Raw genomic sequence first — 23,193 nt, forward strand, 5'->3', positions numbered from 1 at the left:
GCCTTCATGACCGCTCCAGATACCGGTGGACGAGCATCACGGCCATCGCCCCTTCGCCCACCGCGGAGGCGACCCGCTTGGCGGACTCGGCGCGCGCGTCCCCCGCCACGAACACGCCGGGGACGTTGGTCTCCAGGTGGTAGGGGGGCCGCTCCAGCTCCCAGCCCGGCGGCGGCTGCCCGTCGCTCGTCATGTCGGGGCCGGTCGGGATGAACCCGTGCTCGTCCCGCAGCACCGTCCCCTCCAGCCAGTCCGTGAGCGGGGCCGCCCCGATGAACACGAACAGCCACTGCGCGCCGACGAGTTCGGTGTGCCCGCTCACCACGTCCCGCAGCGTCAGCTGCTCCAGGCGGCCGGCGCCGTGCGCCGCCTCCACGACGGTACGGGTGCGCACGGCGATGTTCGGCGCCTCGGCGATCTGCTGGATCAGATAGTGCGACATCGACGCCGCCGGCGACTCGCCCCGTACGAGGAGGGTGACCGACTTGGCGACCCGGGACAGGTGCATCGCCGCCTGGCCCGCGGAGTTGGCGCCGCCCACGATGTACACGTCGTGCCCCGAGCAGGCGGGAGCCTCGGTGAGCGCCGAGCCGTAGAAGACGCCGCACCCGGTCAGCTCCGCCAGGCCGGGCGACGCCAGTTGCCGGTAGGACACCCCGGTCGCCAGGATCACGCTGTGCGCGGCGATCGCGGACCCGTCCGAGAACCGCACGATGCGTGCGGCCCCGCTGGCCTCGAGGCCCGACACCTCCCGCGCGGTGAGGATCTCGGCGCCGAACTTCGCCGCCTGCCGCCTGGCCCGTTCGGTCAGCTGGGCGCCCGACACCCCGTCGGGGAAGCCGAGGTAGTTCTCGATCCGGGAACTCTGCCCGGCCTGCCCACCGGTGGCGGAACGCTCCACCAGCAGCGTCCGCAGTCCTTCCGACGCCCCGTACACGGCGGCTCCGAGCCCCGCGGGCCCGCCGCCGATCACGACCAGGTCGTAGAACTCGGCGGCCGGTGTCGTCGCCAGCCCCACCCGCGCCGCGAGCTCCGGATCCTGCGGCTCCACCAGCGGCGTGCCGTCCGGGGTGACCACGAGCGGCAGGCGCTGCCCGTCCTGGCCGGCCGCCGCCAGCAGCCGCTGCCCCTCCGGTGTGTCGACCGAGTACCAGCGGTAGGGCACCTGGTTGCGGGCGAGGAACTCCCGCACCCCCGACGACCGCGCCGACCAGCGGTGCCCCACCACCTTCGTGACCGCGACCGGCCTGTGGTCGGACAGCCGCCACGCCTCCAGCAGGTCGTCGAGGACCGGGTAGAGCTTCTCCTCCGGCGGATCCCACGGCTTGAGGAGATAGTGGTCGAGGTCGATCACGTTGATCGCGTCGATGGCCGCGTCGGTGTCCGCGTACGCCGTCAGCAGCACCCGCCGGGCGCCCGGGTGGACGTCCAGGGCCTGTTCGAGGAACTCGATGCCGTTCATCCGCGGCATCCGGTAGTCGGCCATGATGACGGCCACCGGGTCGCCGCGCAGCTTCAGCTCACGCAGCGCCTCCAGCGCGCTCTCCCCGGATTCGGCGCGCACGATGCGGTACGACTCGCCGTACCGGCGGCGCAGATCGCGTGCCACGGCACGGGACACTCCCGGGTCGTCGTCCACGGTCAGGATCACGGTCCGTGCCGCCGTGCCCGCAGCCTGTGCCATCGAGTCTCCCACCCCGAGCTCCTCGGCGTCCCGGCCATCGTATGTTCGATCTCTCCGTTTCGCTCAGGAACCGGGGACCGCCCGGCTCGGTAGCGTGGGAAGCCGGATCATGCACTGGGAGGAACCGAATGACCCGCCCGATCACCGTGGGAGTGGACGGATCACCGGAGAGCGTCGCCGCCGCGGCCTGGGCGGGCCGCGAGGCCGTGCGCCGGGGGCTGCCGCTGCGGATCGTGCACGCGTGGCAGTGGCAGTCCTATGACGTCCCGCTCGACGCCGACCGCGAGACGCAGGGCCAGTGGGCGCGGGAGGTGGTGCGCGAGGCCGAGCGGATCCTCACCGACCGCCATCCGGGACTGACCGTGGCCGCCGAGGCCCTCCAGGCCCCGCCCGTGGAGGCGCTGGTCGCCGAGTCGGCCGGGGCCGAGCTGATGGTGCTGGGCTCGCGCGGGCACGGAGCGGTGGTGGGCTTCCTGCTGGGCTCCGTGGGCCAGCAGGTGATCGCCGAGTCCGTCCGGCCGGTGGTGCTGGTCCGCTCCGACGACCGGCCGGCGGCCGAGGCGGCGGGCCGCGAGATCGTCGTCGGCCAGCACGGGGATCCGGATGACAGCGCGGCCGCGCTCGGGTTCGCGTTCGCGACGGCGGCGGCCAGGGGAGCGGCCGTGCGGGCCGTACGGGCCTGGAGCCTGCCGCCGGTGTTCGCCTACAGCCCCGCCTCGCTGAAGCTGCTCGACGAGGCCGGCGGTCTGGAGCCGTACGAGAAGAAGGCGCTCGAAGCGGCGCTGCGGCCCTGGCGGGAGCGCTACCCCGACGTGCGGGTGAGCGAGCACGTGGAGATGGGCAGCGCGGCCCAGGTGCTGCTGTCCGTGACCGGTGGCGCCCAGCTGGTGGTCGTGGGGCGCCGCGCCCACCGCTCGGCCGTCGGCGCGCGCATCGGCTCGGTGGTGCACGCCCTGGTCCACCACGCACCGTGCCCGGTGGCCGTGGTGCCGCCCGCCTGACCCGAGGACGGACACCGGGGCGGGCGGCGCGCCGCGTCGCGCGGTGGGCGGGGCCGCGCCGGGCCGCACCGCGCCGGGCCGGTCCTCGCGGGAGGGACCCGGCCCCCTCCGCGGTGTGCCCCGTGCCGTGCCCGGTGCGGTCCCGTGGAGCTCACAGGGCACGGTCCAGGAGTGCCAGCAGTTCCCTCCAGTGGCGTTCCGCCGCCTCCGGGTGGTAGCTGGAGGTGTCGGCCTGGGTGAAGCCGTGCTGCGCCCCCGGGTAGACCTCGGTGCGGTGGCGGACACCCGCTTCGGTGAGGGCCTTCTCCAACCGCTCGATCTGCTCGGGCGGCAGCGAGCGGTCCTGGTCGGCGTGGCCGAAGTAGACCTCCGCGGTGATGCGGCCGGCGACCCGGTGGGGGCTGTCGGGCGTGTCGGTCGCCAGAGCTCCGCCGTGGAAGCCGGCGAGCGCGGCGACCCGCTCCGGGTGGGAGCCGGCGGCGCGCAGGGCCAGCCGGGCGCCCATGCAGTAGCCGATCACACCCACCGGCCCGTCGGCGGCCTGCGGGCAGTCGGCGAGCCACCGCAGAAAGGCGTCGGCGTCGCGCTCGGCCGGATCCGGGGTGAGCGACCGGATGAGCGGTGTGATCCGCTGGAAGAGCTCCGGACGCGCGGACGTGTCGATGAAGTCCGGCAACTCGACCACGGGCGCCCGCCCTTGCCGGTAGAACACATTGGGCACGAGGACCGTGTAGCCGTTGCCGGCGAGGCGGTCGGCCATGGCCCTCAGGCCCGGGCGCAGCCCGAAGGCGTCCATGTAGAGCAGGACCGCGGGGTGGGGGCCGTGGTCGTCCGGGTGGGTCAGGTAGGCGTCGGCCGTGCCGTCCCCGGTGGGGATGTCCACGGATGTTCCACGGGTGGCGGTCATGGGGGTCTCCTGCCTCTCGACTCCAGCCGGTCCTCGGACGCCATCTTCGCAACGCCGTCCGGGGGCGTCCGCGGCAGGACCGCCGGAGCGTTCACACGGGCGGCGGCAGGGGATCGTCCTCGGCGCGGGGGCCGGCCGGCGTCGCGCGGACCTTCGGCAGGACGGTGGTGATGTAGTCCCGGACGGCCGTGTCCAGACCGATGTCGTGCTGGGCGTGCTCGGACAGGTACCAGCGGTGTTCGAGCAGTTCGTGGTACAGCTCGGCGGGATCCATCGAGCCGCGCAGTTCACGGGGCACGGCACGCACGGTGGGCCGGAACACGTCCCGCACCCAGCGGTGGGCGAGGACCTCGGGCCGGGCGGCGAGGGGGTCGCCGGGCGCGTAGTCCTCCTGGGTGGCCATCCAGCTCTCCAGGTCGTTCAGCAGCCGCCGGGCCTGGTTCTCCTCGGCGTCCAGTCCCGTCAGCCTGAGCAGTTGCCGCTGGTGGTGCCCGGCGTCGACGACCTTCGGCACGAAGGTGACGGTGTCACCGCTGGACGAGCGCGCGATCTGCATCTCCGCCACGTCGAACCCGAGGTCGTTGAGCCGGCGGATACGGCGGTCGATGTAGTGGTACTTGCCCGCGGGGTACACGGACGTGCGGGTCAGCTCCTGCCACAGACCGCTGTAACGCCCGCAGATCTCCGTGCCGAACGCGATGGGATCCACGGACGGGTGCAGCGCCCCGGACGCCTCCAGGTCGAGCAGTTCGCCGCTGATGTTGACGCGCGCCAGATCGAGGTCGTACTCCCGCTGCCCGGTGCTCAGGCGGGCATGCAGCTCCCCCGTCTCGGCGTCCACGAGGTATGCGGCGTAGGCGCCCGCGTCCCGCCGGAACAGCGTGTTGGACAGCGAGCAGTCGCCCCAGGCGAACCCCGCGAGGTGCAGGCGGACCAGGAGCACCGCGAGCGCGTCCATCAGCCGGTGCATGGTGGCGGGCCGCAGCGTCGTCTCGAACATCGAGCGGTAGGGCATGGAGCCGCCCAGGTGCCGGGTGATCAGCACCGGTTCGAGGGGTTCACCGCCGGGTCCGGTGCGCCCGGTGACCACGGCGAGCGGGTCCACCGCCGGGATCCCGAGCCGGTCCAGGTCCCGCAGCAGCTCGAACTCCCGTACCGCGGGCCGCTCGGCGAGTTCCTTGACCGCCACCACCTCCGCGCCGGCGCGCGCGTAGCGCACCACGTGCCGGGAGATGCCGCGCGGCAGCGGCACCAGATGGTGCTCGGGCCACTCCTCCAGGGGCAGCTGCCAGGGCAGGTCGAGCAGGAGCGCGGGATGCTCCGGGTTGGTCGCGCTGATCCGCAGAGCCATCGGTGACCGTCCTCGCCTCACGGTGGGCCGTCGTGCCGGGAGCATCACCGCACCCCGGCGGCCCCCGCGTCAACAGGCGGACCGGATCATGGACGGCGATCCGCGCGGGAGCGGGCCCGCCCGGACCTCACCGCGCGCGCCGGAACACGTCGTCCGAGTCGTCCCAGGTCGGCAGCTCCTCCGACCTGCGCTCCCGGGGAATGCGCGCGGAGGACTGGTACATGGCGTCGATCTCCACCGCGTACCGGCGCGTGATGGCGTCCCTGCGCAGCTTCATCGAAGGCGTCAGCAGCCCGTTGGTGACGTCGAAGGGCTCGGGCAGGACGCGGAAGACCCGGATGGACTCGGACCGCGACACCGTGGTGTTGGCCGCGGCGACGGCCCGCGCCACCTCCTGCCGCAGCGCGTTCTCCTCGCGCGCCTCCCGCCCCGGCATGTCCCCCTGTGCGAACAGCAGCCCGCGCCAGTGGGCCAGGAACTCCGGGTCCAGGGTGATCAGGGCGCCCACACAGGGCCGGTTGTCGCCCACGACCACCGCCTGCTGGATGAGCGGATGGACCCGCAGCCGCTCCTCCAGCGCCGCCGGGGCCACGCTCTTGCCGCCACTCGTGACGATGATGTCCTTCTTGCGGCCCGTGATGGTCAGATATCCCTCGGAGTCGAACTGCCCGATGTCGCCCGTGGCCAGCCAGCCGTCGCGCAGCGCCGCGTCCGTGGCGTGCTCGTCGTTGACGTACCCCTGGAACACCGACGGCCCGCGCACCAGGATCTCGCCGTCCTCGGCCACCCGCACGTCGATGCCCGGCAGGGGGCGCCCCACGGTGCCGGACTTCTCCCGGCCCGCCGGGTGCACGGTGACGCCCCCGCTGGTCTCGGTGAGCCCGTACCCGTCGTTGACCGGTACGCCGATCCCCGCGTAGAACAGGCCGAGTTCACGGTGCAGCGGCGATCCGCCGGACACCGCCCCGTACACCCTTCCGCCCAGCGCGGCGCGCAGCTTCCGGTACACGGCCCGGTCGTACAGGGTGTGCTGCAGTTTCAGGTCGAAGCCGGGGCCGGGACCGGCGCCCAGCCGCTGCCGCTCGACCGCCAGGGCGTAGTCCTGCGCCGTGCGCACGGCTCGTTCGAACAGGGCTCCGCGGCCGGCCTGCTGGGCCGCGCGGAGGAACTTCTTGTAGAGCTTCTCGAACACGTACGGGACCGCGTACAGGTACGTCGGACGGAACGTCAGTAACGCCGATGCCAGGGCCTCCGCGTTCAGTTCGGGTTCGTGGCCCATGAGGAACCCGCCCCGCAGGCACACCTGCTGGATCATCAGCCCGTACACGTGTGAGAAGGGCAGGAAGGCGAGGATGGCGGGCTGCACACCGGGCGGTGCCACGGTGTGCGCCCAGCCGGCCAGCAGCGTGTCGCAGGGGGTGGCCAGGTTGCGGTGGCTGAGCGCGCACCCGCGGGGGTGCCCGGAGGTGCCGGAGGTGTAGGCGACCACCGCGGTCGAGTCCGGCAGCACGATCCGGCGCAGCGAGTCGACGGTCGTGGCCGGCACCGGGCGGCCGCGCTCCACGAGTTCGTCCAGCGCACCGGTGTCCAACTGCCAGACGTGGCGCAGCAGGGGAAGCGAGGCGCACACCGACCCGACGGTCATGATCGCCTGCTCGTCCTCGACGACCACGGCGACGCAGCTCGCGTCCCTGAGGATCCATTCGACCTGCTCGTGCGAGGACGTCGGATGGATCGGCACGACCTCGGCGCCGATCGCCCACAGGGCGCAGCTGAACACGGTCCACTCGTACCGGGTGCGCGCCATGACGGCCACGCGGTTGCCGGGGCGGATGGCCGAGGCGATCAGGCCCCTGGCCAGATCGACCACCTGGTCCCGCAACTGCCTCGCCGTCACCGGGGCCCAGGTCATTCCCGCAGGGTCGGTGCGCCGGGCGATCTGCGGCAGGTCGGGGGCCCGGTTCGCCGTGTCGAAGACGCTGTCGGCGAGCCCTCCCGTCATGACAGGCTCCTCCGACAAGACCGGGGCGGCCGGCCGGCCGTTCCCGAAGTCGCGCATGCGCCGCTCCCCGTGCTGTCCTGCGACGTCGCCGATGGGTGCAGGATCGGCGGGGCTCGAATGTAGCCGAGGTTGCCGCCGGACGCGCCGGAAACCGACAAGGAACCTTCAAGAAACGCCGTCATGGCGTCCGGGCTGGTCAGCGGGAACGTTTTGGCGGGCACCGTACGCGCTGCGTGCGGCATGCCCCCGGCAGCGTGGTCGAGCGCCGCCGCCGGGCGGTGCGGGCCGGGCGGGTGCGGGGCGCCGTGTCACCAGCGGCCGGGCTCCGGGCCGGTGACCGGTGCGGAGGGCGTGCCGTCCGGGCCCACCGGGATGTCCCCCGAGAGCATCACGCGGTGCATGATGCGGGGGTGCTCCGGGGTGACGAGGTCGCCGGGGGCGAGATGGACGGTGGACCGGTTGTCCCAGAAGGCGACACTGCCGGCCTCCCAGCGGAACCGGACCGTGTACTCGGGGCGCGTGGCCTGCTCCAGGAGCATCTGCAGGATGTGCGCGCTCTCGGCGCGCGAGAGGCCGAGGATCTGCTCGACGTAGTAGCCGTCGACGAAGAGCACCCGTTCGCCCGTCTCGGGGTGCACCCGTACGAGCGGGTGCTCCGTGGCCACCTGGTGATCCAGCAGATGACGCAGATAGGCGTCGTCTCCCGGCCGGGCCTGGTAGCCGACGCCCAGCCGGTGTTCGGCGCGCAGGCCGTCGACGAAGTTCCGTACGGGCGCGGACAGTCCGGCGTAGGCGGCCGCCAGGTTCGACCACTGGGTGTCCCCGCCGTACGGGGGCACGGACTCGGCGCGCAGGATCGTGGCCGCGGGCGGATCGACACGGGCGCCGTGGTCGCAGTGCCAGCCCCGCAGCGGCGAGTGGCGCCTGCGCCGCAGCCACTCGTCGTGGTCCATGCCGTAGCGTCCGCCCAGTTCCAGGCGGTCGGCCGTCGTCTCGATTTCCGGGTACTCCCGCGGCGACACGCTGCCGCGCCGTGCCGGGGCGACGGGCTCGCCGAACCGGCGCGCGAACGCGATGTGCGCGGCGTGGTCCAGGTGCTGCTCCCGGAAGAACACCACTTTCCGGCGCAGCACGGCCGTGCGGATCGCGGCCACCACGGCGTCGTCCAGGTCGCCGCGCAGGTCGACCCCGGTGATCTCGGCCCCGATGTGGCCCGCGACGGGCCTCACCTCGATCCCGGTCCGGCCGTACGTCGTCATGCGTTCTCCGTCCGTCGTGCGTGCGGACCTCGGAGCACCAGCATCACCCCGTCCGCCGCCGATGCGACAGACCGGCCACTCCCGCGGTGGCTGGTCTGCCGCCGTCCCGTGGTGAGGCCGCCGGTGCGGTCCGTGCGGTGCGCGGGGGCCTACGAGGCAGACGTGAAGCGGGGACCCCCGGGGGAAGGCTCCGGTGGCGCCCAGCGCATCCTGTGACCCGGTCCCGGAGGACGTATGCATCTCATGCTCCGCAGAGCACCGGCTGGCACTACCACGACGGCCCCTTGTACGGGTACGTCGAGCAGGGGACCCTCAGCCACTTCGACGCCACCTGCGCCGGTGACGGCGTCTACCGGGCGGGGAGCACCCTGACGGAACCGAGCGGCCCGGACCGCGTGCATCTGGGCCGCAACCTCGGCAGCACCCCGCTCGTCCTGGATGTGCTGTACGTGCTGCCGCACGGCGCGCCGTTCTCCGAGGACGCGCCGAATCCCGGCTGCCAGTTCCCGTAGCCGCGGGGGCCTCCCGCGCGGGGGCGGAAGGAGGGGGCGTACACCGACGCTTGCCGCGCCGGCCGGATGTCCGCGAGATTGTTCCGGGCATGCCAATACGCATGCCCCACCCCCCACCGCGGTCCATCAGGAGGACGCAGTGACAGTCAACAAGGCCTCGCGGTTCCGCAGAGCCTCGCTCGTCGTCGGCAGCGCCGTCGCGCTCGTGGTCGCCTTCCCCGGCATCGCGCTCGCGGATCCGCCGAAGGCGCTGCCCGCCAACGCCGACGGTCTGGAGCAGACGTTCCAGCCGGCCTTCGACTACGACACCGACGGTTGCTACTCCACGCCCGCCATCGGCCCCGACGGAACCCTCAACGGCGGCCTCAAGCCGACCGGGGCGCTCAACGGTTCGTGCCACGACGCCTCGGACCTCGACAACACCAACGGGTACTCCCGTTACACGTGCAACAACGGCTGGTGCGCCATCATCTACGGTCTCTACTTCGAGAAGGACCAGGCGGTGGCGGGCAGCGGCCTCGGCGGACACCGGCACGACTGGGAACACGTGGTCGTGTGGGTCCAGAACAACGAGGCCCGGTACGTCTCCACGTCCGCCCACGGCGACTTCCACGTCTACGGCCGCGACCAGATCCGCTGGGACGGTACCCACCCCAAGATCGTCTACCACAAGGACGGCATCGGCACGCACTGCTTCCGTCCCGCGAACGGCAACGACGAGCCGCCGGAGAACCACTACCACACCTGGCAGTTCCCGGCGCTCGTCGGCTGGAACGGCTACCCTCCGGGGCTGCGCGACAAGCTGAGCCAGGCCGATTTCGGCAGCGCCCACTTCGGCCTGAAGGACGGCGCCTTCGCCTCCCATCTCGCCAAGGCCCAACCGTCCGGCATCGCCTTCGACCCCAACGCCTGACGTGCGCCGCCGGTGCCCCCGCCCCGGGACACCGGCCGCCTCGTCACGCGGCCCGCGCGACGGCGAGGGCTCACACCGGCCGTACGGCGCCGTGAACCGCCGGTGCTCCGGCGTGGAAGACCGGCTCCTCGCGTATGAACGCCCCGGGGCCCGGAGCGTGGATCATCATGCCGTTGCCGACGCAGAGCCCGACGTGACCGGGGTGGCCGGCGTTGTCCTGGAAGAAGACCAGGTCGCCGGGTTGCAGGGCGGTCAGGGGGACCGCGGTGCCGACGGCTGCCTGGTCCCGCGCGGCGCGCGGGAGGCTGACTCCGGCGGCCCGCCAGGCGGCCTGGGTGAGACCTGAGGCGTCGTACGACTCGGGTCCGCTCGCGCCCCAGACGCACGGCCTCCCGATCTGCGCGCGGGCGAAGGCGAGCGCCTTCGCCGCCTTCGTGTCGTACGCCGGGGCCGGGATGCCGCCGGTGCCGGCGAGGGGGTCGCTGCCCGCGAACGGGGCGGTGCCGGCGAGGGGGTCGCTGCCGGCGAAGGGGTCGCTGCCGGCGAAGGGGGCGGTGCCGGTGAACGCCTGGGCGCCGGCGAGTGATGCGGTACCGGCCGGCGATGCGGTGCTGGCGAGTGATCCGGTGTCGGCCGGTGATCCGGTGAGGGCGAAGGCTCCGGTGTCGGCCGGTGATGCGGTGAGGGCGAAGGCTCCGGTGTCGGCCGGTGATGCGGTGACGGTGAAGGCTTCGGTACGGGGGACGCCGTCTCCGCCGGCGTACGCATCGGCGGTGGGGAGAGCCGCCACGGCGGTGGGGCGGCCGGTGCCGGGCATGCCCATCGGCTCGGTGGCGAAGGGGGCGGGGGATTGGGGCAGCCATGCCGCCTGCGGAGCCTCGATCGCCGCGAGCGGCGTGCCGCGCCGTGCGGTGCCCCTGGCCAGCACCTCACGTGCCGCGAACAGTTTCCGCTGGTTCTGCTCCTTCAACGTCCGCACGGGTGAGGGCCGCGCGGCGGCGGTGGGAGCGGCGGCCGGGGCCGGCAGGGCCTTGGGGGCCTCCGGTTGGCTCGCGGAGGCGGCGGCAGGCAAGGCGGCCAGGGGCCGGGCGGTCAGCTCGGCCCGGGGAGCGGCAGCCGCCCCGGCGGTCGGCCCGCCGGTCAGCTCCCGGACGGGACGCCCGGCCACCTCCAGCTCCCGGCCGGTGGCGTCGCCACCCGGCCGCTTCGCCGGGCTCGTGGGCCGGGCGGCCGCCGGGCGGTCGGGCATCCTGTCCGCGGGCAGCAGCGCCGGAACCGTCGGGCCCAGCGTGGAGCGTGCCGCGTCGAACCACTGCCGGGCGACGCTGTCGAGGGTGGGGTCGGTGCTCCTGCGTCCTCCGCTGCGCGCGGCGTTGACGCGCCCCCGCGTGCCCGTCGTCATCGCGCGGGTCGCGTTGTAGTTCCCGGTGGCGGTCTCGGCCTGGTCGTAGAGGGAGTGGATCCGCTGCCGGACCTCGGCGCGACTCGGTCCGTCCGAGTGCGGGGTCTGCTCCGGCGCCATGGGAACGTGCTCCTTCCGTGCTCCGCCTACCGGGACGGCTGCCTGGCGCGGGCAGAGGCTTCCGAAGGTGTGCCCAACGGCCTTGCTCTGCCGGGCAGTCCGGGTGCCACGGATCGGCGGAGGCCGCGCGACCCGGCGAGGTTCGCCGGAGTGAGTCGTGCTGCCCGCCGGTCAACCTAGCCAACGTGTGTGCCTCATGTGAAGATTGAAGCGCGATATGTCCGATACATAATTGTGACTTTCGCGCTGACGTTCCCCCAGGTTCTCAGGAGGAGGCCGAGGGCGGTGCCGGCGAGCCGCCCCGCCGGAGCGCGGCGTAGCCGAGGCCGAGGCCCAGGGCCACCGGCCATTCGAGGGCGCCCGCGACGGCCAGTGCGCCGAGGCCGGCGTACAGGGGCAGGCCGCGTTCGGCGGGCAGTGCGCGACGGGCGGCGGCCATGGGGACCGACACGGCCCCGACGACCCGGGTGACGGCGCCGCCGAGGCCCGGGACGGTGATGCTGACCGTGCGTGCGCCGGACACGGCGACCGGTTTCCTCCCGGCGGCCGGTTCGCCGGCGGGCTTCCTCACGGCTTTCGCGGTCGGCTTCGTCATCGCCTTCGCCGACGGCTTCTTCACCGGCTTCTTCGCCGTGCTCTTCGCCGTGCTCCTGGTCGTGCTCCTGGTCGTGCTCATCACGGCCGACCCGCGGCCGGACCGCTGCCCGGTCCGCGTCGTGGAGGCGGCGGGGCGCGGCGCCTTCGTACTCCTCGTACCCGGGCGTTTCCCGGCGGTCTTCGGCGTGGTCACGGTTCACATCCGTTCCTGGGTCCCGGACTTCGCCCCCCGGCACCGCAGACGCTACCCGTGGCGCAGCGGGGCGGCGAGCCGGGAAGCCGTTCGGATCAGCCCGCCGGGCGGGTGCGGCCGGGCCGGGTCATGATCGGATCCGGACGAGGACGAGGGATCGGGCTGCTCGGGAGGTGGCAGGCGGATGTCGCCGATGTCAATGGCACGCCTGCCCCTGCTGGGCCCCCTGGCGGGGGGCCTGGCGGGTGGTGTGGCCGCGGGAGTGCACGGGGCCGCGGACGTGACCGCCACGCTGTTCGGACTCCGGCGGCGGGACGTGTGGTCGCGCCCGGGACGCTGCCACATCGAGGTGCGAGGGGTGCAGGGCCCCCGCGGCACATGGCTGATCCGCACCGTGGAGCGCGCGCTCGAAGAACATCCCGGCGTGCTGTGGGCACGGGTGAACGCCCCCGCCGAGCGGGTCGTCGTGGAACTGGCCTCGCCGCCGCCACCGCTGCAGGAGCTGACCCGGATCATCGCCCACGTGGAGGCCCACGAGGCGGCCGGCGTGGAGGAGGGCGGACACGGACCGTACGACGCATGGTGCCCGGAGCCGCATCATCCGTGCGAGACGCCGCGCAGACGGCCGGCGCTCCCGGTGCTGGCGGCGGACATCACGGGGCTGTTCCTCACGGTGGCCACGCGGCTGTCGCCGTGGACGCCGCTGCCGGCCGAGGTGGGGGCGCTGGCCACGGCCGTCCAGTTCCACCCCTGGCTTCGCAGGCTGACGACATCGGGCCCCACGGATCACGAGCGTCCCGGTTCCGTGGTCCCGATGCTCAACGCGATCGTGCAGGGCGTGGCCACACGCGGGGGAGGGCTGGTGCTCGACGCCGTGCAGCGCGTCGCGCAGTGGCGGGAGGCGAACGCGGCCCTGGAGGCGTGGACGGAGGCAGAGCCGCGGCTGGTGCGGGGGCCGCACGACGCCCGGGCCGAGCCGATCGTGGTGGAACGCCCGCAGGCGCACCAGGACGTGACGGCGCGTTACGCCCAGCGGGCCATGCGGGCCGGCGCCGCCGTCGGCGCCCTGGCCACCCCCCAGGCGGGACCGCGGCGCGCGCTGGCGGTCGCCTTGGCCGGCATGCCGAAGGCGCCCGAGGCCGGACGGGAGGGATTCGCCACCAGCCTCGGCCGGTTCCTCGCGCTGCGCGGCGTCGTGGCCATGGACCGCGGCGCGCTGCGACGCCTGGGCCAGGTGGACACCGTGGTCCTGGACGCGGAGGCGCTGCGCAGCGGCCGGTACGAGCTGACCGACCTGACGGTGCTCGGCGACGATCCGCTCGCACAGGTCTCCGACCCGCTCTTCGCCCTCTTCGACCCGGCCGCGCCCGACCGCGTCCACCACGACGGCGAGGGCTGGGTGCTCGGCCCGCTGGAGGACCTCGACCTCACCGGTCCGACCGGGCGCGGGGCGGCGGACCGGCTGCGGCGACGCGGCAGCGAACTGGTGCTGGGCCTCGCCTTCCGGCGGAGCCTGGTGGCCGTGGCGGGGGTGGCGATGCGGACACTCCCGGGCGCGCAGGCCCTCGCGGCGGCGGCCCGCCGTTCGGGGATCCGTGTGGTCCTCGCCAGCGACCAGCCCGACCCGCAGCTCGGCTTCGTCGACGCGATGGTGCCCGCGGGGGGCCGGCTGGTGGCGTCGGTGCGCGCGCTGCAGGCGGAGGGCGCCGTGGTGCTGCTCGTGTCCGGGAACCGCCGGGCGCTGGGAGCGTCCGACTGCGGCATCGGGGTCCACCGGGAGGGGCAGCCGCCGCCCTGGGGGGCCCACCTGCTGGTCGGCAGCGATCTGGACTCGGTCGCGCTGATCCTGGCGGGTGCCGGCGTGGCCCGCCAGGTCGACCGGGACAGCGCGCTGCTGGCCGCGAGCGGCAGCGGCATCGGCGCGGTCGCCGCGATGCGGGCCCCGGCCGCCGAGGCATGCTCGCGCGGGCAGGCGGCGTGCAACACCGCCGGCGGCATCGCGTTCTGTCTGGGCGTCTGGCGCGCCCGGCACCTGTGCGCACGCCCCGTCACTCCGTCCGCGGAGACCGTCCCCTGGCATCTGATGCCGCCGCACCGGGTCCTGGAACGGCTGCGCACCCGCGTCGACGGGCTCTCCGCAGAGGAGGCCGCGGCCCGGGCCCGGGACCCCAGGAGGACGGGCGCGGCGCCGCGCACCACCTTGCTCTCGGCGTTCGTCGACGAACTGGCGAACCCGCTGACACCGGTGCTCGCCGGCGGGGCGGCCCTGGCCGCCGCCGTGGGATCCCGGGCGGACGCCGCCCTGGTCGCCTTCGTCACCGCCACCTCGGCGCTGGTCGGCGGCGTCCAGCGGGTGGGCACCGAGCACGCCCTCGCCGAACTGACCGCGCGCTCCGCGGTCGGGGCGCGGGTGCGGCGCGGGGGCGCCGAGCGGCTGGTCACGGCGGAGGACCTGGTGCCGGGAGACGTCATCCTGCTCAGGCCCGAGGACGTGGTGCCCGCCGACTGCCGAGTGCTGGAGGCCGAGGGCCTCGAGGTCGACGAGTCGTCGCTGACCGGCGAGTCGCTGCCCGCGGCCAAGGACCCGGCGCCGGTGGTCGCCTCGCATCTGACCGAGCGCCGCTCGATGCTCTACGAGGGCACGACCGTCTCGGCCGGGGAAGCCGTGGCCGTGGTCGTGGCCACCGGGACGGCCACCGAGGCCGGGCGCACCATGGCCACCGCGCGGGAGGCGGCACCGGCGACCGGCGTCGAGGCGCGGCTGTCGTCACTGACCAAGGCCAGCCTGCCCGTGGCGACGGCCTCCGCGGTGGCGGTGGCCGGAGCCGGGCTGCTGCACGGGCGCCCCCTGGCCGAGAGCCTGGCCTCGGCGGTGAACCTCGCTGTCGCCTCGGTCCCCGAAGGACTGCCGTTCCTGGTCAACGCGGCCCAGCTGGCCTCCGCGCGCCGCCTGGCCGAGCACGGTGCGCTGGTGCGCAACCCCCGCACCATCGAGGCGCTGGGCCGGGCCGACGTGCTGTGCTTCGACAAGACGGGGACCCTCACCGAGGGCGATCTCCAGCTCACCGCGGTCAGCGACGGGGAGCGGACCGTCCCCCTCGCCCGGCTCGGACTGCGGCACAAGGCGGTCTTGGCCGCCGCGCTGCGGGCCACCCCGGCCGCCCGGCAGTCCGAGCCGATGGCCCACCAGACCGACCGGGCGGTCGACGCCGGGGCCCGCCGGGCACGGGTCTCGGTCGGCCGCGGGGCACCGCGCTGGCGGCGCACCGGCACCCTGCCGTTCGACCCCTCCCGTGCCTACCACGCCACCACCGGCCGCACCGCCGGCGCCACCCTGCTCAGCGTCAAGGGTGCCCCCGAGACCGTGCTGGCACGCTGCCGGCGCCGGCTGCTGAACGGGACGGAGACCGCGCTCGACGCCGCCGGACGCACGGCGCTCACCTCGGAGGTCGAGGAGCTCGCCGGGGCCGGCCGCCGTGTTCTCGCCGTGGCCGAACGGACCCTGCCTCCGGGTGAGGAACTCGCCGACGACGCGGTACGGGACCTGGTCTTCACCGGCTTCATCGTGCTGGCCGACCCGGTGCGCCCCGGGGCGGCGCCGGCCACCGCCCGGCTGCGCGCGGCCGGGGTGCACACGCTCCTGCTCACCGGGGACCACGCCGCCACCGCCGAGGCCATCGCCGCCTCGGTGACCGGCGAGCCGGCCCAGAGGGTGTGCACCGGGCCGGAGCTGGACGCGCTCGACGACGACGCGCTCGACGCGCTGCTGCCGACGGTGGACGTCGTCGCCCGGTGCACCCCGCACCACAAGGTCCGCATCGTCCAGGCGTTCCAGCGTCTCGGCCGGGTCGTGGCGATGACCGGCGACGGGGCCAACGACGCCCCGGCCATCCGCCTCGCGGACGTCGGTATCGCCCTGGGACGCCGCGGCACTCCCGCGGCCACGGCCGCCGCCGACCTGGTCATCGGTGACGACCGGCTGGAGACGATCGTCACCGCCCTGACCGAGGGCCGGGCGATGTGGGCCTCCGTCAGGACCGCGCTGGCCATCCTGATCGGCGGCAACCTCGGCGAGGTCACCTTCGGGGTGCTCGCCTCCGCGCTGGCCGGCAGCTCGCCGCTGAGCGCCCGTCAGATCATGCTGGTCAACCTTCTCACGGACCTCGCTCCCGCCCTCTCCATCGCCGTGCGCACACCGGCCGAGAGCACCGGGGAGCAACTCCTCCAGGAGGGCCCCCACCACTCGCTGGGCACCGCGCTCACCCGGGAGATGCTGCAGCGCGGACTGACCACCGCGCTGGGTGCCGGACTCGCCTGGACGGCCGCCCGCTTCACCGGCACGCGGCGCCGCGCCGGCACGGTGGCGCTGGTGGCCCTGGTCGGTACGCAGCTCGCCCAGACCCTCACCAGCGGCGGCGCGGACCGCCAGGTGCTCGCCGCCACCGTGGGCTCGGCCGCCGTGCTCGTCGGCATCATCCAGACCCCGGGCGTCAGCCGGTTCTTCGGATCCACTCCCCTCGGCCCGGTCGGCTGGGGCGTCGCCCTCACCGCCATCACCGCCGCCGCGTTCCTCCACTCGGCTCTGAAGCCGCTCTCGGACCGCCTGGCCCGCACGGCATGGCTGGCGGCCGCGGTCGAGGGAACCGGCGAGCACGGGCCGCCGTCGGCACCGGCGGCCCTCGCCGCGGTCCCGGCCGCCTGGCTGACCGGGGCACTGTCCCGCCTCGGACTGCTGCTCCCGGGGCCCGGCGCCGCGGTCCCCCCGGGGCAGGCACACCGGCTCGGTTGATCCCGGCGGGAGGGGGCCCGGCGCCGCATGCCCACCCGCTCGGGCCCGAGCGGGAGGCGTGTGTGCCCGCGTCGGCCGCCCGGGCACGCCGCGGACCGCCCTCGGCCTGCGTCCCCGGGGCCCGTACAGCCCGGTGATCGCCGACGCTGCGGCACGGTGGCGGGTGGCTGGCGACGGGTGGCTGGCGACGGGTGATTCCGCGGCGCTTGCCCCTCTTAATCAAACGTACTAGTCTGTTCGATTAAGGGGGGACGGCCACCGTCGCGGCCACCGCCGCGCCCCGGAGGGCGTCGGCACGGCACACGGCGCGGAGAGAAGGGGCACCGCCATGCGTGCAGTAGTTCTGGAGCGGTTCGGCAGTCCGCTGGTCCTGGCCCGGGTCGAGGACCCGGTCCCGGGGCCGGGGCAGGTGCTGGTGCGGGTCAAGGTCAGCGGCGTGAACCCTCTGGACACCAAGATCCGTGCGGGCAGGGCCGCCCATGCGCAAAGCCGCCTGCCCGCGGTGCTGGGCCTGGACCTGGCCGGTGTGGTGGAGGAGACCGGCCCCGACGTCACGGGCTTCGCGCCGGGCGACGAGGTCTACGGGCTCACCGGTGGCGTGGGCGACCTGCAGGGCTCGCTCGCCGAGTACGCGGCCGTGGACGCCAGGCTGCTCGCACCCAAGCCGGCCTCCGTGACCCTGCGTGAAGCGGCGGCCCTGCCACTCGTGGTCATCACCGCCTGGGAGGGCCTGGTCGACCGCGCCGGTGTCCGCCCGGGGCAGAAGGTCCTGATCCACGGCGGGGCCGGGGGGATCGGCCACGTCGCCGTCCAGATCGCCCGCGCCCATGGTGCCGAGGTCTTCGCGACGGGATCCGCCGCGAGCCTGGAGACCATTCGGCGGCTGGGGGCCACCGCGGTCGACTACACCGCCACACCCGTCGAGGACTACGTCGCGGAGCACACCGGGGGCGACGGCTTCGACATCGTCTTCGACACCGTCGGCGGGACCACGCTCGACGCGTCCTTCGCCGCGGTCCGCACCTACACCGGCCATGTCGTCAGCGCCCTGGGCTGGGGCAGCCACAGCCTCGCCCCGCTGTCGTTCCGCGGAGCCACCTACTCCGGCGTGTTCACGCTGCTGCCCATGCTCACGGGCCGCGGCCGGGAGCACCACGGCGACATCCTGCGCGAGGCCGCGGCGCTCGCGGACAAGGGAGCGCTCAAGCCGCTCCTCGACCCACGGCACTTCACCCTCTCCACCGTCATGGACGCCCACGCCGCGGTGGAGAGCGGCACCGCCGGGGGCAAGGTCGTCGTCGACGTCGAGGAGTGAGGGCGCCGGACGGCGGGGACGCGGGGGCGGCGGGCAAGGGACGCAGCGGCGGCGCGCAGGGGAGCAGGGGCGGGACGCGATCAGGTCTGGCCGGCGACCAGGCGCCGTGCCGCGGACTTCGCCTCCTCGACGACCGCGCGGTCCTGCAGCAGACGACCGGACGTCAGGGCGCCGTCGATCAGCAGGCCGATGTGCCGGGCGAGCGCCGCGGGGTCCTCGGCTCCCGCCGCGGTGCCCAGCTCGGTCAGCCACGCCTGGCGGCGCCGGGTGTGCTCCACGGTGATGGCCCGGGCCTCCGAGTCCGGATCGGTCTCGACCGCCGCGCTGACGAAGGGGCACCCGAAGAAGCCGTGGCGCTCGAAAGCGGCCGTCAACGCGTCGAACAGCCCGACGAGCTGGTCGCGCGCGTCATCACCGGCGGCTGCGGCGGCGCTCTGCAACTGCGCCGTCCAGGAGTCGTCGGTCCTGCGCAGATACGCCGCGACGAGTTCCTCCTTGGTGCGGAAGTGCACGTACAGCGTCGACTTCGCGACGCCCGAGGCCTCGATGACCTGGTCGATGCCCACTCCGCGGAGCCCGTGGACGTAGAACAGCTCGGCCGCCGCGGTGAGGATCTTCTCCACGGACTTCGTCTTACGGACCTGAGTCACCATGACCGCCTCCCTGATCGAACATACCAGTCCGGCCGATTAAGGAAGGCGGCGGCAGGGCGCCCGAAGGGCCGATCCGGTCGACGGCCGGCCGCGGTCCGGCCGCGACGGCCGTCGACGTCCGTCATCGCCGCCATGATTTCCCGCGGTCCGTTCCGCGGGTGAGTGACGACGGGTTAAAGTCGCGTTCGCGAGATCTTGACGGAAGGGCCGGGAATGACGAACAGCCGACCAGTACGCCGGGGCCGGCCGCCGGGCATCCGCACCGTCGAGGGGGAGCTGACCCGTCGCCAGGAGGACATCGTCCGGTTCATCACGGACACCGTCCGGCGACAGGGCTACCCGCCGTCGATGCGGGAGATCGGGCAGGCGGTGGACCTCGCGAGCACCTCCTCCGTCGCCCATCAGCTGATGGTGCTGGAACGCAAGGGCGTTCTGTACCGCGACCCCAACCGGCCGCGCGCCTACCAGGTGCGGCCCTCCTGGGCCCCCGACCTGGACTCCCGGGCGGAGCCGCCGGCCGAAGTGCCTCTGGTCGGGCGGATCGCCGCCGGCGCGCCCCTGCTCGCGGAAGAGATGGTCGAGGACGTCTACCTGCTGCCGCGTCAGATCGTCGGCGAGGGGGAGCTGTTCGCGCTCACCGTGTCCGGCGACAGCATGATCGACGCGGCGATCTGCGACGGGGACATCGTCACCGTCCGCCGCCAGGACAGCGCAGACCACGGCGACATCGTCGCGGCCCTCCTGGACGACGAGGCCACCGTCAAGCAGTTGCGCCGCAAGGACGGCCAGGTGTGGCTGATGCCCCGCAACCCCGCCTACGAGCCGATCCCCGGCGAACGGGCGATCATTCTCGGCAAGGTGGTGGGCGTCCTGCGCCGGCTGCCCTGAGCGGGCCGGCCGCACGGCCGACCGCCGCCGGGGCCCGCGGGCCGTGCCCCCCGACACGGATGCCGATGGCCCGCTGCCGGGAGGGCGGCCCGGCGTCACCGTGGCACAGTGGCGGCATGTGCGGCCGCTATGTCTCCACCCGCAGCCCCGAGGACCTGGTCCGGCTCTTCCACGTCACGGACTGGCGCCCCGAGGAAGCGCTGGCGCCGAACTGGAACGTGGCCCCGACCGACGACGTGTGGGCCGTCCTGGAGCGCGCCCCACGGCACGCGGGGGACACGTCGACGGTGCGCCGGCAACTGCGGCCGGTGCGCTGGGGCCTGGTGCCGTCCTGGGCGAAGGACACGAAGATCGGTGCCCGGCTGATCAACGCGCGGGTCGAGACGGTGCACGAGAAGCCCGCCTTCCGCCGCGCGTTCGCCGGACGCCGCTGTCTGCTGCCGGCCGACGGCTTCTACGAGTGGCAGCAGATCACGGCGCGGGACACAAAGAGGACCCGGAAACAGCCCTACTTCATCCATCCCGAGGACGGGCAGGTGATGGCGCTCGCCGGGCTGTACGAGTACTGGCGCGACCCGGCCGTCGAACGGGACGACGACCCCGCGGCCTGGCTGATGACATGCACCGTCATCACCACCGAGGCCACCGACGCGGCCGGCCGCATCCATCCCCGCATGCCGCTCGCCCTCGCCCCGGACCACTACGACTCCTGGCTCGACCCCGGCCACCGGGACCCCGGGGAACTGCGTGCGCTGCTGGCGCCGCCCGCGGACGGCCACCTGGACGCGCGACCCGTCTCCACGGCCGTCAACAGCGTCCGGAACAACGGCCCCCGGCTCCTGGAGGAGGTCGCGCCGTAAGGGGGTGTGCGGGCGGGGGGCCGGTTCCTGCCTCCGGCCCCCCGCCTCCGACGCCGCGACCGGCTGCCCTTCGTCGCGCAGCCGATCGCGACGGGTCGTGGCGCGCCTACGGCGTCATCAGCCTCAGCGCCGCGCTCATCCGGTCGGTGATCTCCGGGACCGTTCCCAGGGCGTCTACGCGGAGCAGCAGGCCCCGGTCCGCGTACCACTGCAGCAGCGGGACGGTCTGCTCGGCGTAGACGGCGAGGCGGCGCAGGACCGTCTCCTCGGTGTCGTCGGCGCGCCGGGTCAGCTCGTTCCCGCACTCGTCGCACTGTCCCGGCACACGGGGCGGAGAGAACACGACGTGCACCGTCGTCCCGCAGCCCGGGCAGATCCGCCGGCCCGTCAGCCGCTGCACGATCTCGTCGTCCGGCATGTCGAAGGCGAGCACCGCGTCCAGCGCCGTCTCGCTTTCGGCCAGGGACTCTTCGAGGAGTTCGGCCTGCCGTACGGTCCGGGGGAAGCCGTCGAGCAGGAAGCCGGCCGCCGCGTCGGGTTCGCCCAGGCGGCGGGTCACCATGGTCGTGGTCAGCTCGTCGGGCACCAGTTCCCCGGCGTCCGCGTGCTGCTTGGCGAGCTTCCCGAGCACGGTGCCCTCGCGGATCTCGGCACGCAGCAGGTCGCCGCTGGAGATGGCCGGTACGGACAGCCGTTCGGTGAGGACCCGGGCCTGGGTGCCCTTGCCCGCCCCCGGTGGGCCGATCAGAACGATACGCATGTCTCTTCGTTTTCCTCGTCAGTCTTCCGCCGGTGCGGCGGGAAGGTTCGCCTGGATCAGGTCCATCACCGTGGAGTCGGTCAGCGTCGTGACGTCTCCGAGCTGCCTGTTCTCGGCGACGTCGCGCAGCAGCCGGCGCATGATCTTGCCGGAGCGGGTCTTGGGCAGTTCGGCGACGGGCAGGATCCGCTTGGGCTTGGCGATCGGGCCGAGGGTGGCTCCGACGTGGTCGCGCAGCTCGGCGACCAGTTTGTCGTCCTCGGAGGCGGTGCCGCGCAGGATGACGAAGGCGACGATGGCCTGGCCCGTGGTCTCGTCGGCGGCACCGACCACGGCCGCCTCGGCGACCGACGGGTGCGACACCAGGGCGGACTCGACCTCCGTGGTGGAGATGTTGTGGCCGGAGACGAGCATCACGTCGTCGACGCGTCCCAGGAGCCAGATGTCGCCGTCGTCGTCCTTCTTGGCGCCGTCGCCGGCGAAGTATTTGCCCTCGAAGCGCGACCAGTAGGTGTCGATGAACCGCTGGTCGTCGCCCCAGATGGTGCGCAGCATGGAGGGCCAGGGTTCGGTGAGCACCAGGTAGCCGCCGCCTCCGTTGGGCACCTCGCCCGCCTCGTCGTCGACGACGGTGGCGGAGATGCCCGGCAGCGGGCGCTGGGCGGAGCCCGGCTTGGTCTCGGTGACGCCCGGCAGCGGCGAGATCATCATCGCGCCGGTCTCAGTCTGCCACCACGTGTCCACGATCGGGCAGCGACCGCCACCGATGTGCTCGCGGTACCAGATCCACGCCTCGGGGTTGATGGGCTCGCCGACGGAGCCGAGCACCCTGAGGGAGGACAGGTCGAACTTGGCGGGGATGTCGTCGCCCCACTTCATGAACGTGCGGATGGCCGTGGGGGCCGTGTACAGGATGCTCACCCCGTACTTCTGCACGATCTCCCAGAACCGGCCCTGGTGGGGGGTGTCGGGGGTGCCCTCGTACATGACCTGGGTCGCGCCGTTGGCCAGCGGCCCGTACACGATGTACGAGTGCCCCGTCACCCAGCCGATGTCCGCGGTGCACCAGTAGACGTCGGTCTCGGGCTTGAGGTCGAAGACGGCGTGGTGGGTGTACGACACCTGGGTGAGGTAGCCGCCCGAGGTGTGCAGGATGCCCTTCGGCTTGCCCGTCGTCCCGGACGTGTACAGGATGAACAGCGGCTGCTCGGCCGGGAACGCCTCCGGCGTGTGGTCCGCCGGCTGGCTCCCCACGGCCTCGTGCCACCACAGGTCGCGGCCCTCGGTCCAGGCGACCTCCTGGCCGGTGCGGCGCACGACGAGCACGTGCTCGACGCTGTCCACACGCTCGAGCGCGTCGTCGACGGCCGGCTTGAGCGCGGCCGGCTTGCCGCGGCGGTAGCCGCCGTCGGCGGTGATGACGACCTTGGCGTCGGCGTCCTGGATCCGGGCCGTGATGGCGTCGACGGAGAAGCCGCCGAAGACGACGGAGTGCGCGGCGCCGACGCGGGCGCAGGCCAGCATCGCGACCACGGCCTCGGGGATCATCGGCATGTAGATCGCGACCCGGTCGCCCGTGCCGACACCCATGCCCGCCAGCGCGTTGGCCGCTCGGGAGACCTCGTCCTTGAGCTCGGCGTAGGTGATGGCGCGGCTGTCACCGGGCTCGCCCTCGAAGTGGATCGCGACCCGGTCGCCGTGGCCGGCCTCGACGTGCCGGTCGACGCAGTTGTAGGCGACGTTGAGCGTGCCGTCCTTGAACCACTTGGCGAACGGCGGGTTCGACCAGTCCAGCGTCTCGGTCGGCTCGGTGGCCCAGGTCAGCCGCCGGGCCTGCTCGGCCCAGAAGCCGAGGCGGTCCTCGGCGGCCTGCTGGTACGCCTTCGCGGTGACGTTGGCGGCGGCGGCCAGCTCGGCGGGCGGGGTGAACCGCCGCTCCTCCTTCAGCAGGCTGGCCAGGGTCTCGTTGCTGCTCATGCGGAATTCC

General features: G+C 73.8%; 17 protein-coding genes and 1 pseudogene. 8 read left to right on the forward strand and 10 right to left on the reverse strand.

Annotation, left to right across the window (positions count from 1 at the left end):
- Window positions 1-4: 4 nt before the first annotated feature.
- Window positions 5-1,684, reverse strand: coding sequence for an NAD(P)/FAD-dependent oxidoreductase (locus ACZ79I_RS38750; RefSeq protein ID WP_471504420.1), 1,680 nt, complete (start codon window positions 1,682-1,684; stop codon window positions 5-7).
- 128 nt (window positions 1,685-1,812) lie between these two features.
- Between ACZ79I_RS38750 and ACZ79I_RS38755 the strand changes: the two genes are divergently transcribed.
- Window positions 1,813-2,685, forward strand: a complete 873-nt coding sequence (locus tag ACZ79I_RS38755) for a universal stress protein (protein WP_471504422.1) — start codon at window positions 1,813-1,815, stop codon at window positions 2,683-2,685.
- Window positions 2,686-2,836: 151 nt separating this feature from the next.
- Here ACZ79I_RS38755 and ACZ79I_RS38760 read toward each other — a convergent pair whose 3' ends face one another.
- The 4 genes from ACZ79I_RS38760 to ACZ79I_RS38775 form a co-directional block, all read right to left on the reverse strand.
- Window positions 2,837-3,592 carry a dienelactone hydrolase family protein gene (locus ACZ79I_RS38760; RefSeq protein ID WP_471504425.1) on the reverse strand — a complete coding sequence of 252 codons (756 nt, stop codon included), beginning with the start codon at window positions 3,590-3,592 and terminating at the stop codon, window positions 2,837-2,839.
- A 91-nt stretch (window positions 3,593-3,683) separates the two neighbouring features.
- Window positions 3,684-4,943: a DUF4032 domain-containing protein gene (locus tag ACZ79I_RS38765; protein ID WP_471504427.1), complete on the reverse strand. Its 1,260-nt coding sequence runs from the start codon at window positions 4,941-4,943 to the stop codon at window positions 3,684-3,686.
- A 127-nt stretch (window positions 4,944-5,070) separates the two neighbouring features.
- Complete coding sequence (locus tag ACZ79I_RS38770; RefSeq protein WP_471504430.1) at window positions 5,071-7,002, reverse strand: AMP-dependent synthetase/ligase; 1,932 nt, start codon at window positions 7,000-7,002, stop codon at window positions 5,071-5,073.
- Between the two features lie 251 nt (window positions 7,003-7,253).
- On the reverse strand, window positions 7,254-8,204 hold the full coding sequence (locus ACZ79I_RS38775) for a TauD/TfdA dioxygenase family protein (protein ID WP_471504433.1): 951 nt from the start codon (window positions 8,202-8,204) through the stop codon (window positions 7,254-7,256).
- Between the two features lie 248 nt (window positions 8,205-8,452).
- Between ACZ79I_RS38775 and ACZ79I_RS38780 the strand changes: the two are divergent.
- Window positions 8,453-8,716 (forward strand): annotated as a pseudogene (locus ACZ79I_RS38780) (cupin domain-containing protein); the annotation flags it as partial.
- 139 nt (window positions 8,717-8,855) lie between these two features.
- Entirely contained in the window at window positions 8,856-9,629 is a 774-nt protein-coding gene (locus tag ACZ79I_RS38785) for an NPP1 family protein (RefSeq protein ID WP_471504435.1), read from the forward strand.
- A gap of 70 nt (window positions 9,630-9,699) precedes the next feature.
- Here the strand turns inward: ACZ79I_RS38785 and ACZ79I_RS38790 are convergent, their stop codons facing one another.
- Both ACZ79I_RS38790 and ACZ79I_RS38795 read right to left on the reverse strand, forming a co-directional pair.
- Window positions 9,700-11,151 carry a C40 family peptidase gene (locus tag ACZ79I_RS38790; RefSeq protein ID WP_471504437.1) on the reverse strand — a complete coding sequence of 484 codons (1,452 nt, stop codon included), beginning with the start codon at window positions 11,149-11,151 and terminating at the stop codon, window positions 9,700-9,702.
- A 265-nt stretch (window positions 11,152-11,416) separates the two neighbouring features.
- Window positions 11,417-11,674, reverse strand: a complete 258-nt coding sequence (locus tag ACZ79I_RS38795; RefSeq protein ID WP_471504440.1) for a hypothetical protein — start codon at window positions 11,672-11,674, stop codon at window positions 11,417-11,419.
- On the opposite strand from ACZ79I_RS38795, the gene ACZ79I_RS38800 reads away from it, so the two are divergent.
- The 3 genes from ACZ79I_RS38800 to ACZ79I_RS38810 all read left to right on the forward strand — a co-directional run bounded on the left by ACZ79I_RS38800 (window position 11,658) and on the right by ACZ79I_RS38810 (window position 18,045).
- Window positions 11,658-12,074 carry a hypothetical protein gene (locus tag ACZ79I_RS38800; protein ID WP_471504442.1) on the forward strand — a complete coding sequence of 139 codons (417 nt, stop codon included), beginning with the start codon at window positions 11,658-11,660 and terminating at the stop codon, window positions 12,072-12,074. The two genes, ACZ79I_RS38795 and ACZ79I_RS38800, sit on opposite strands and share 17 nt — an antisense overlap.
- Before the next feature lie 51 nt (window positions 12,075-12,125).
- A complete protein-coding gene (locus tag ACZ79I_RS38805) occupies window positions 12,126-16,730 on the forward strand; it encodes a cation-translocating P-type ATPase (RefSeq protein ID WP_471504444.1) in 4,605 nt (1,534 codons plus the stop codon).
- A gap of 328 nt (window positions 16,731-17,058) precedes the next feature.
- Window positions 17,059-18,045, forward strand: coding sequence for a zinc-dependent alcohol dehydrogenase family protein (locus ACZ79I_RS38810; RefSeq protein WP_471504446.1), 987 nt, complete (start codon window positions 17,059-17,061; stop codon window positions 18,043-18,045).
- An 80-nt stretch (window positions 18,046-18,125) separates the two neighbouring features.
- Here the strand turns inward: ACZ79I_RS38810 and ACZ79I_RS38815 are convergent, their stop codons facing one another.
- Window positions 18,126-18,698: a TetR/AcrR family transcriptional regulator gene (locus tag ACZ79I_RS38815; protein ID WP_471504448.1), complete on the reverse strand. Its 573-nt coding sequence runs from the start codon at window positions 18,696-18,698 to the stop codon at window positions 18,126-18,128.
- 213 nt (window positions 18,699-18,911) lie between these two features.
- Between ACZ79I_RS38815 and lexA the strand changes: the two genes are divergently transcribed.
- The gene (lexA, locus tag ACZ79I_RS38820; RefSeq protein ID WP_471504451.1) at window positions 18,912-19,586 is read left to right on the forward strand and encodes a transcriptional repressor LexA; all 675 of its coding nucleotides are present in this window, start codon (window positions 18,912-18,914) and stop codon (window positions 19,584-19,586) included.
- A gap of 116 nt (window positions 19,587-19,702) precedes the next feature.
- A complete protein-coding gene (locus ACZ79I_RS38825) occupies window positions 19,703-20,446 on the forward strand; it encodes an SOS response-associated peptidase (protein ID WP_471504453.1) in 744 nt (247 codons plus the stop codon).
- 106 nt (window positions 20,447-20,552) lie between these two features.
- Here the strand turns inward: ACZ79I_RS38825 and ACZ79I_RS38830 are convergent, their stop codons facing one another.
- Together ACZ79I_RS38830 and acs are read right to left on the reverse strand one after the other, a co-directional pair.
- Window positions 20,553-21,206, reverse strand: coding sequence for an adenylate kinase (locus ACZ79I_RS38830; RefSeq protein ID WP_471504455.1), 654 nt, complete (start codon window positions 21,204-21,206; stop codon window positions 20,553-20,555).
- Window positions 21,207-21,224: 18 nt separating this feature from the next.
- Window positions 21,225-23,183: an acetate--CoA ligase gene (acs, locus tag ACZ79I_RS38835; RefSeq protein ID WP_471504457.1), complete on the reverse strand. Its 1,959-nt coding sequence runs from the start codon at window positions 23,181-23,183 to the stop codon at window positions 21,225-21,227.
- Between the last annotated feature and the right edge of the window lie 10 nt (window positions 23,184-23,193).

It is taken from the genome of Streptomyces sp. PSU-S4-23 (assembly GCF_055632315.1).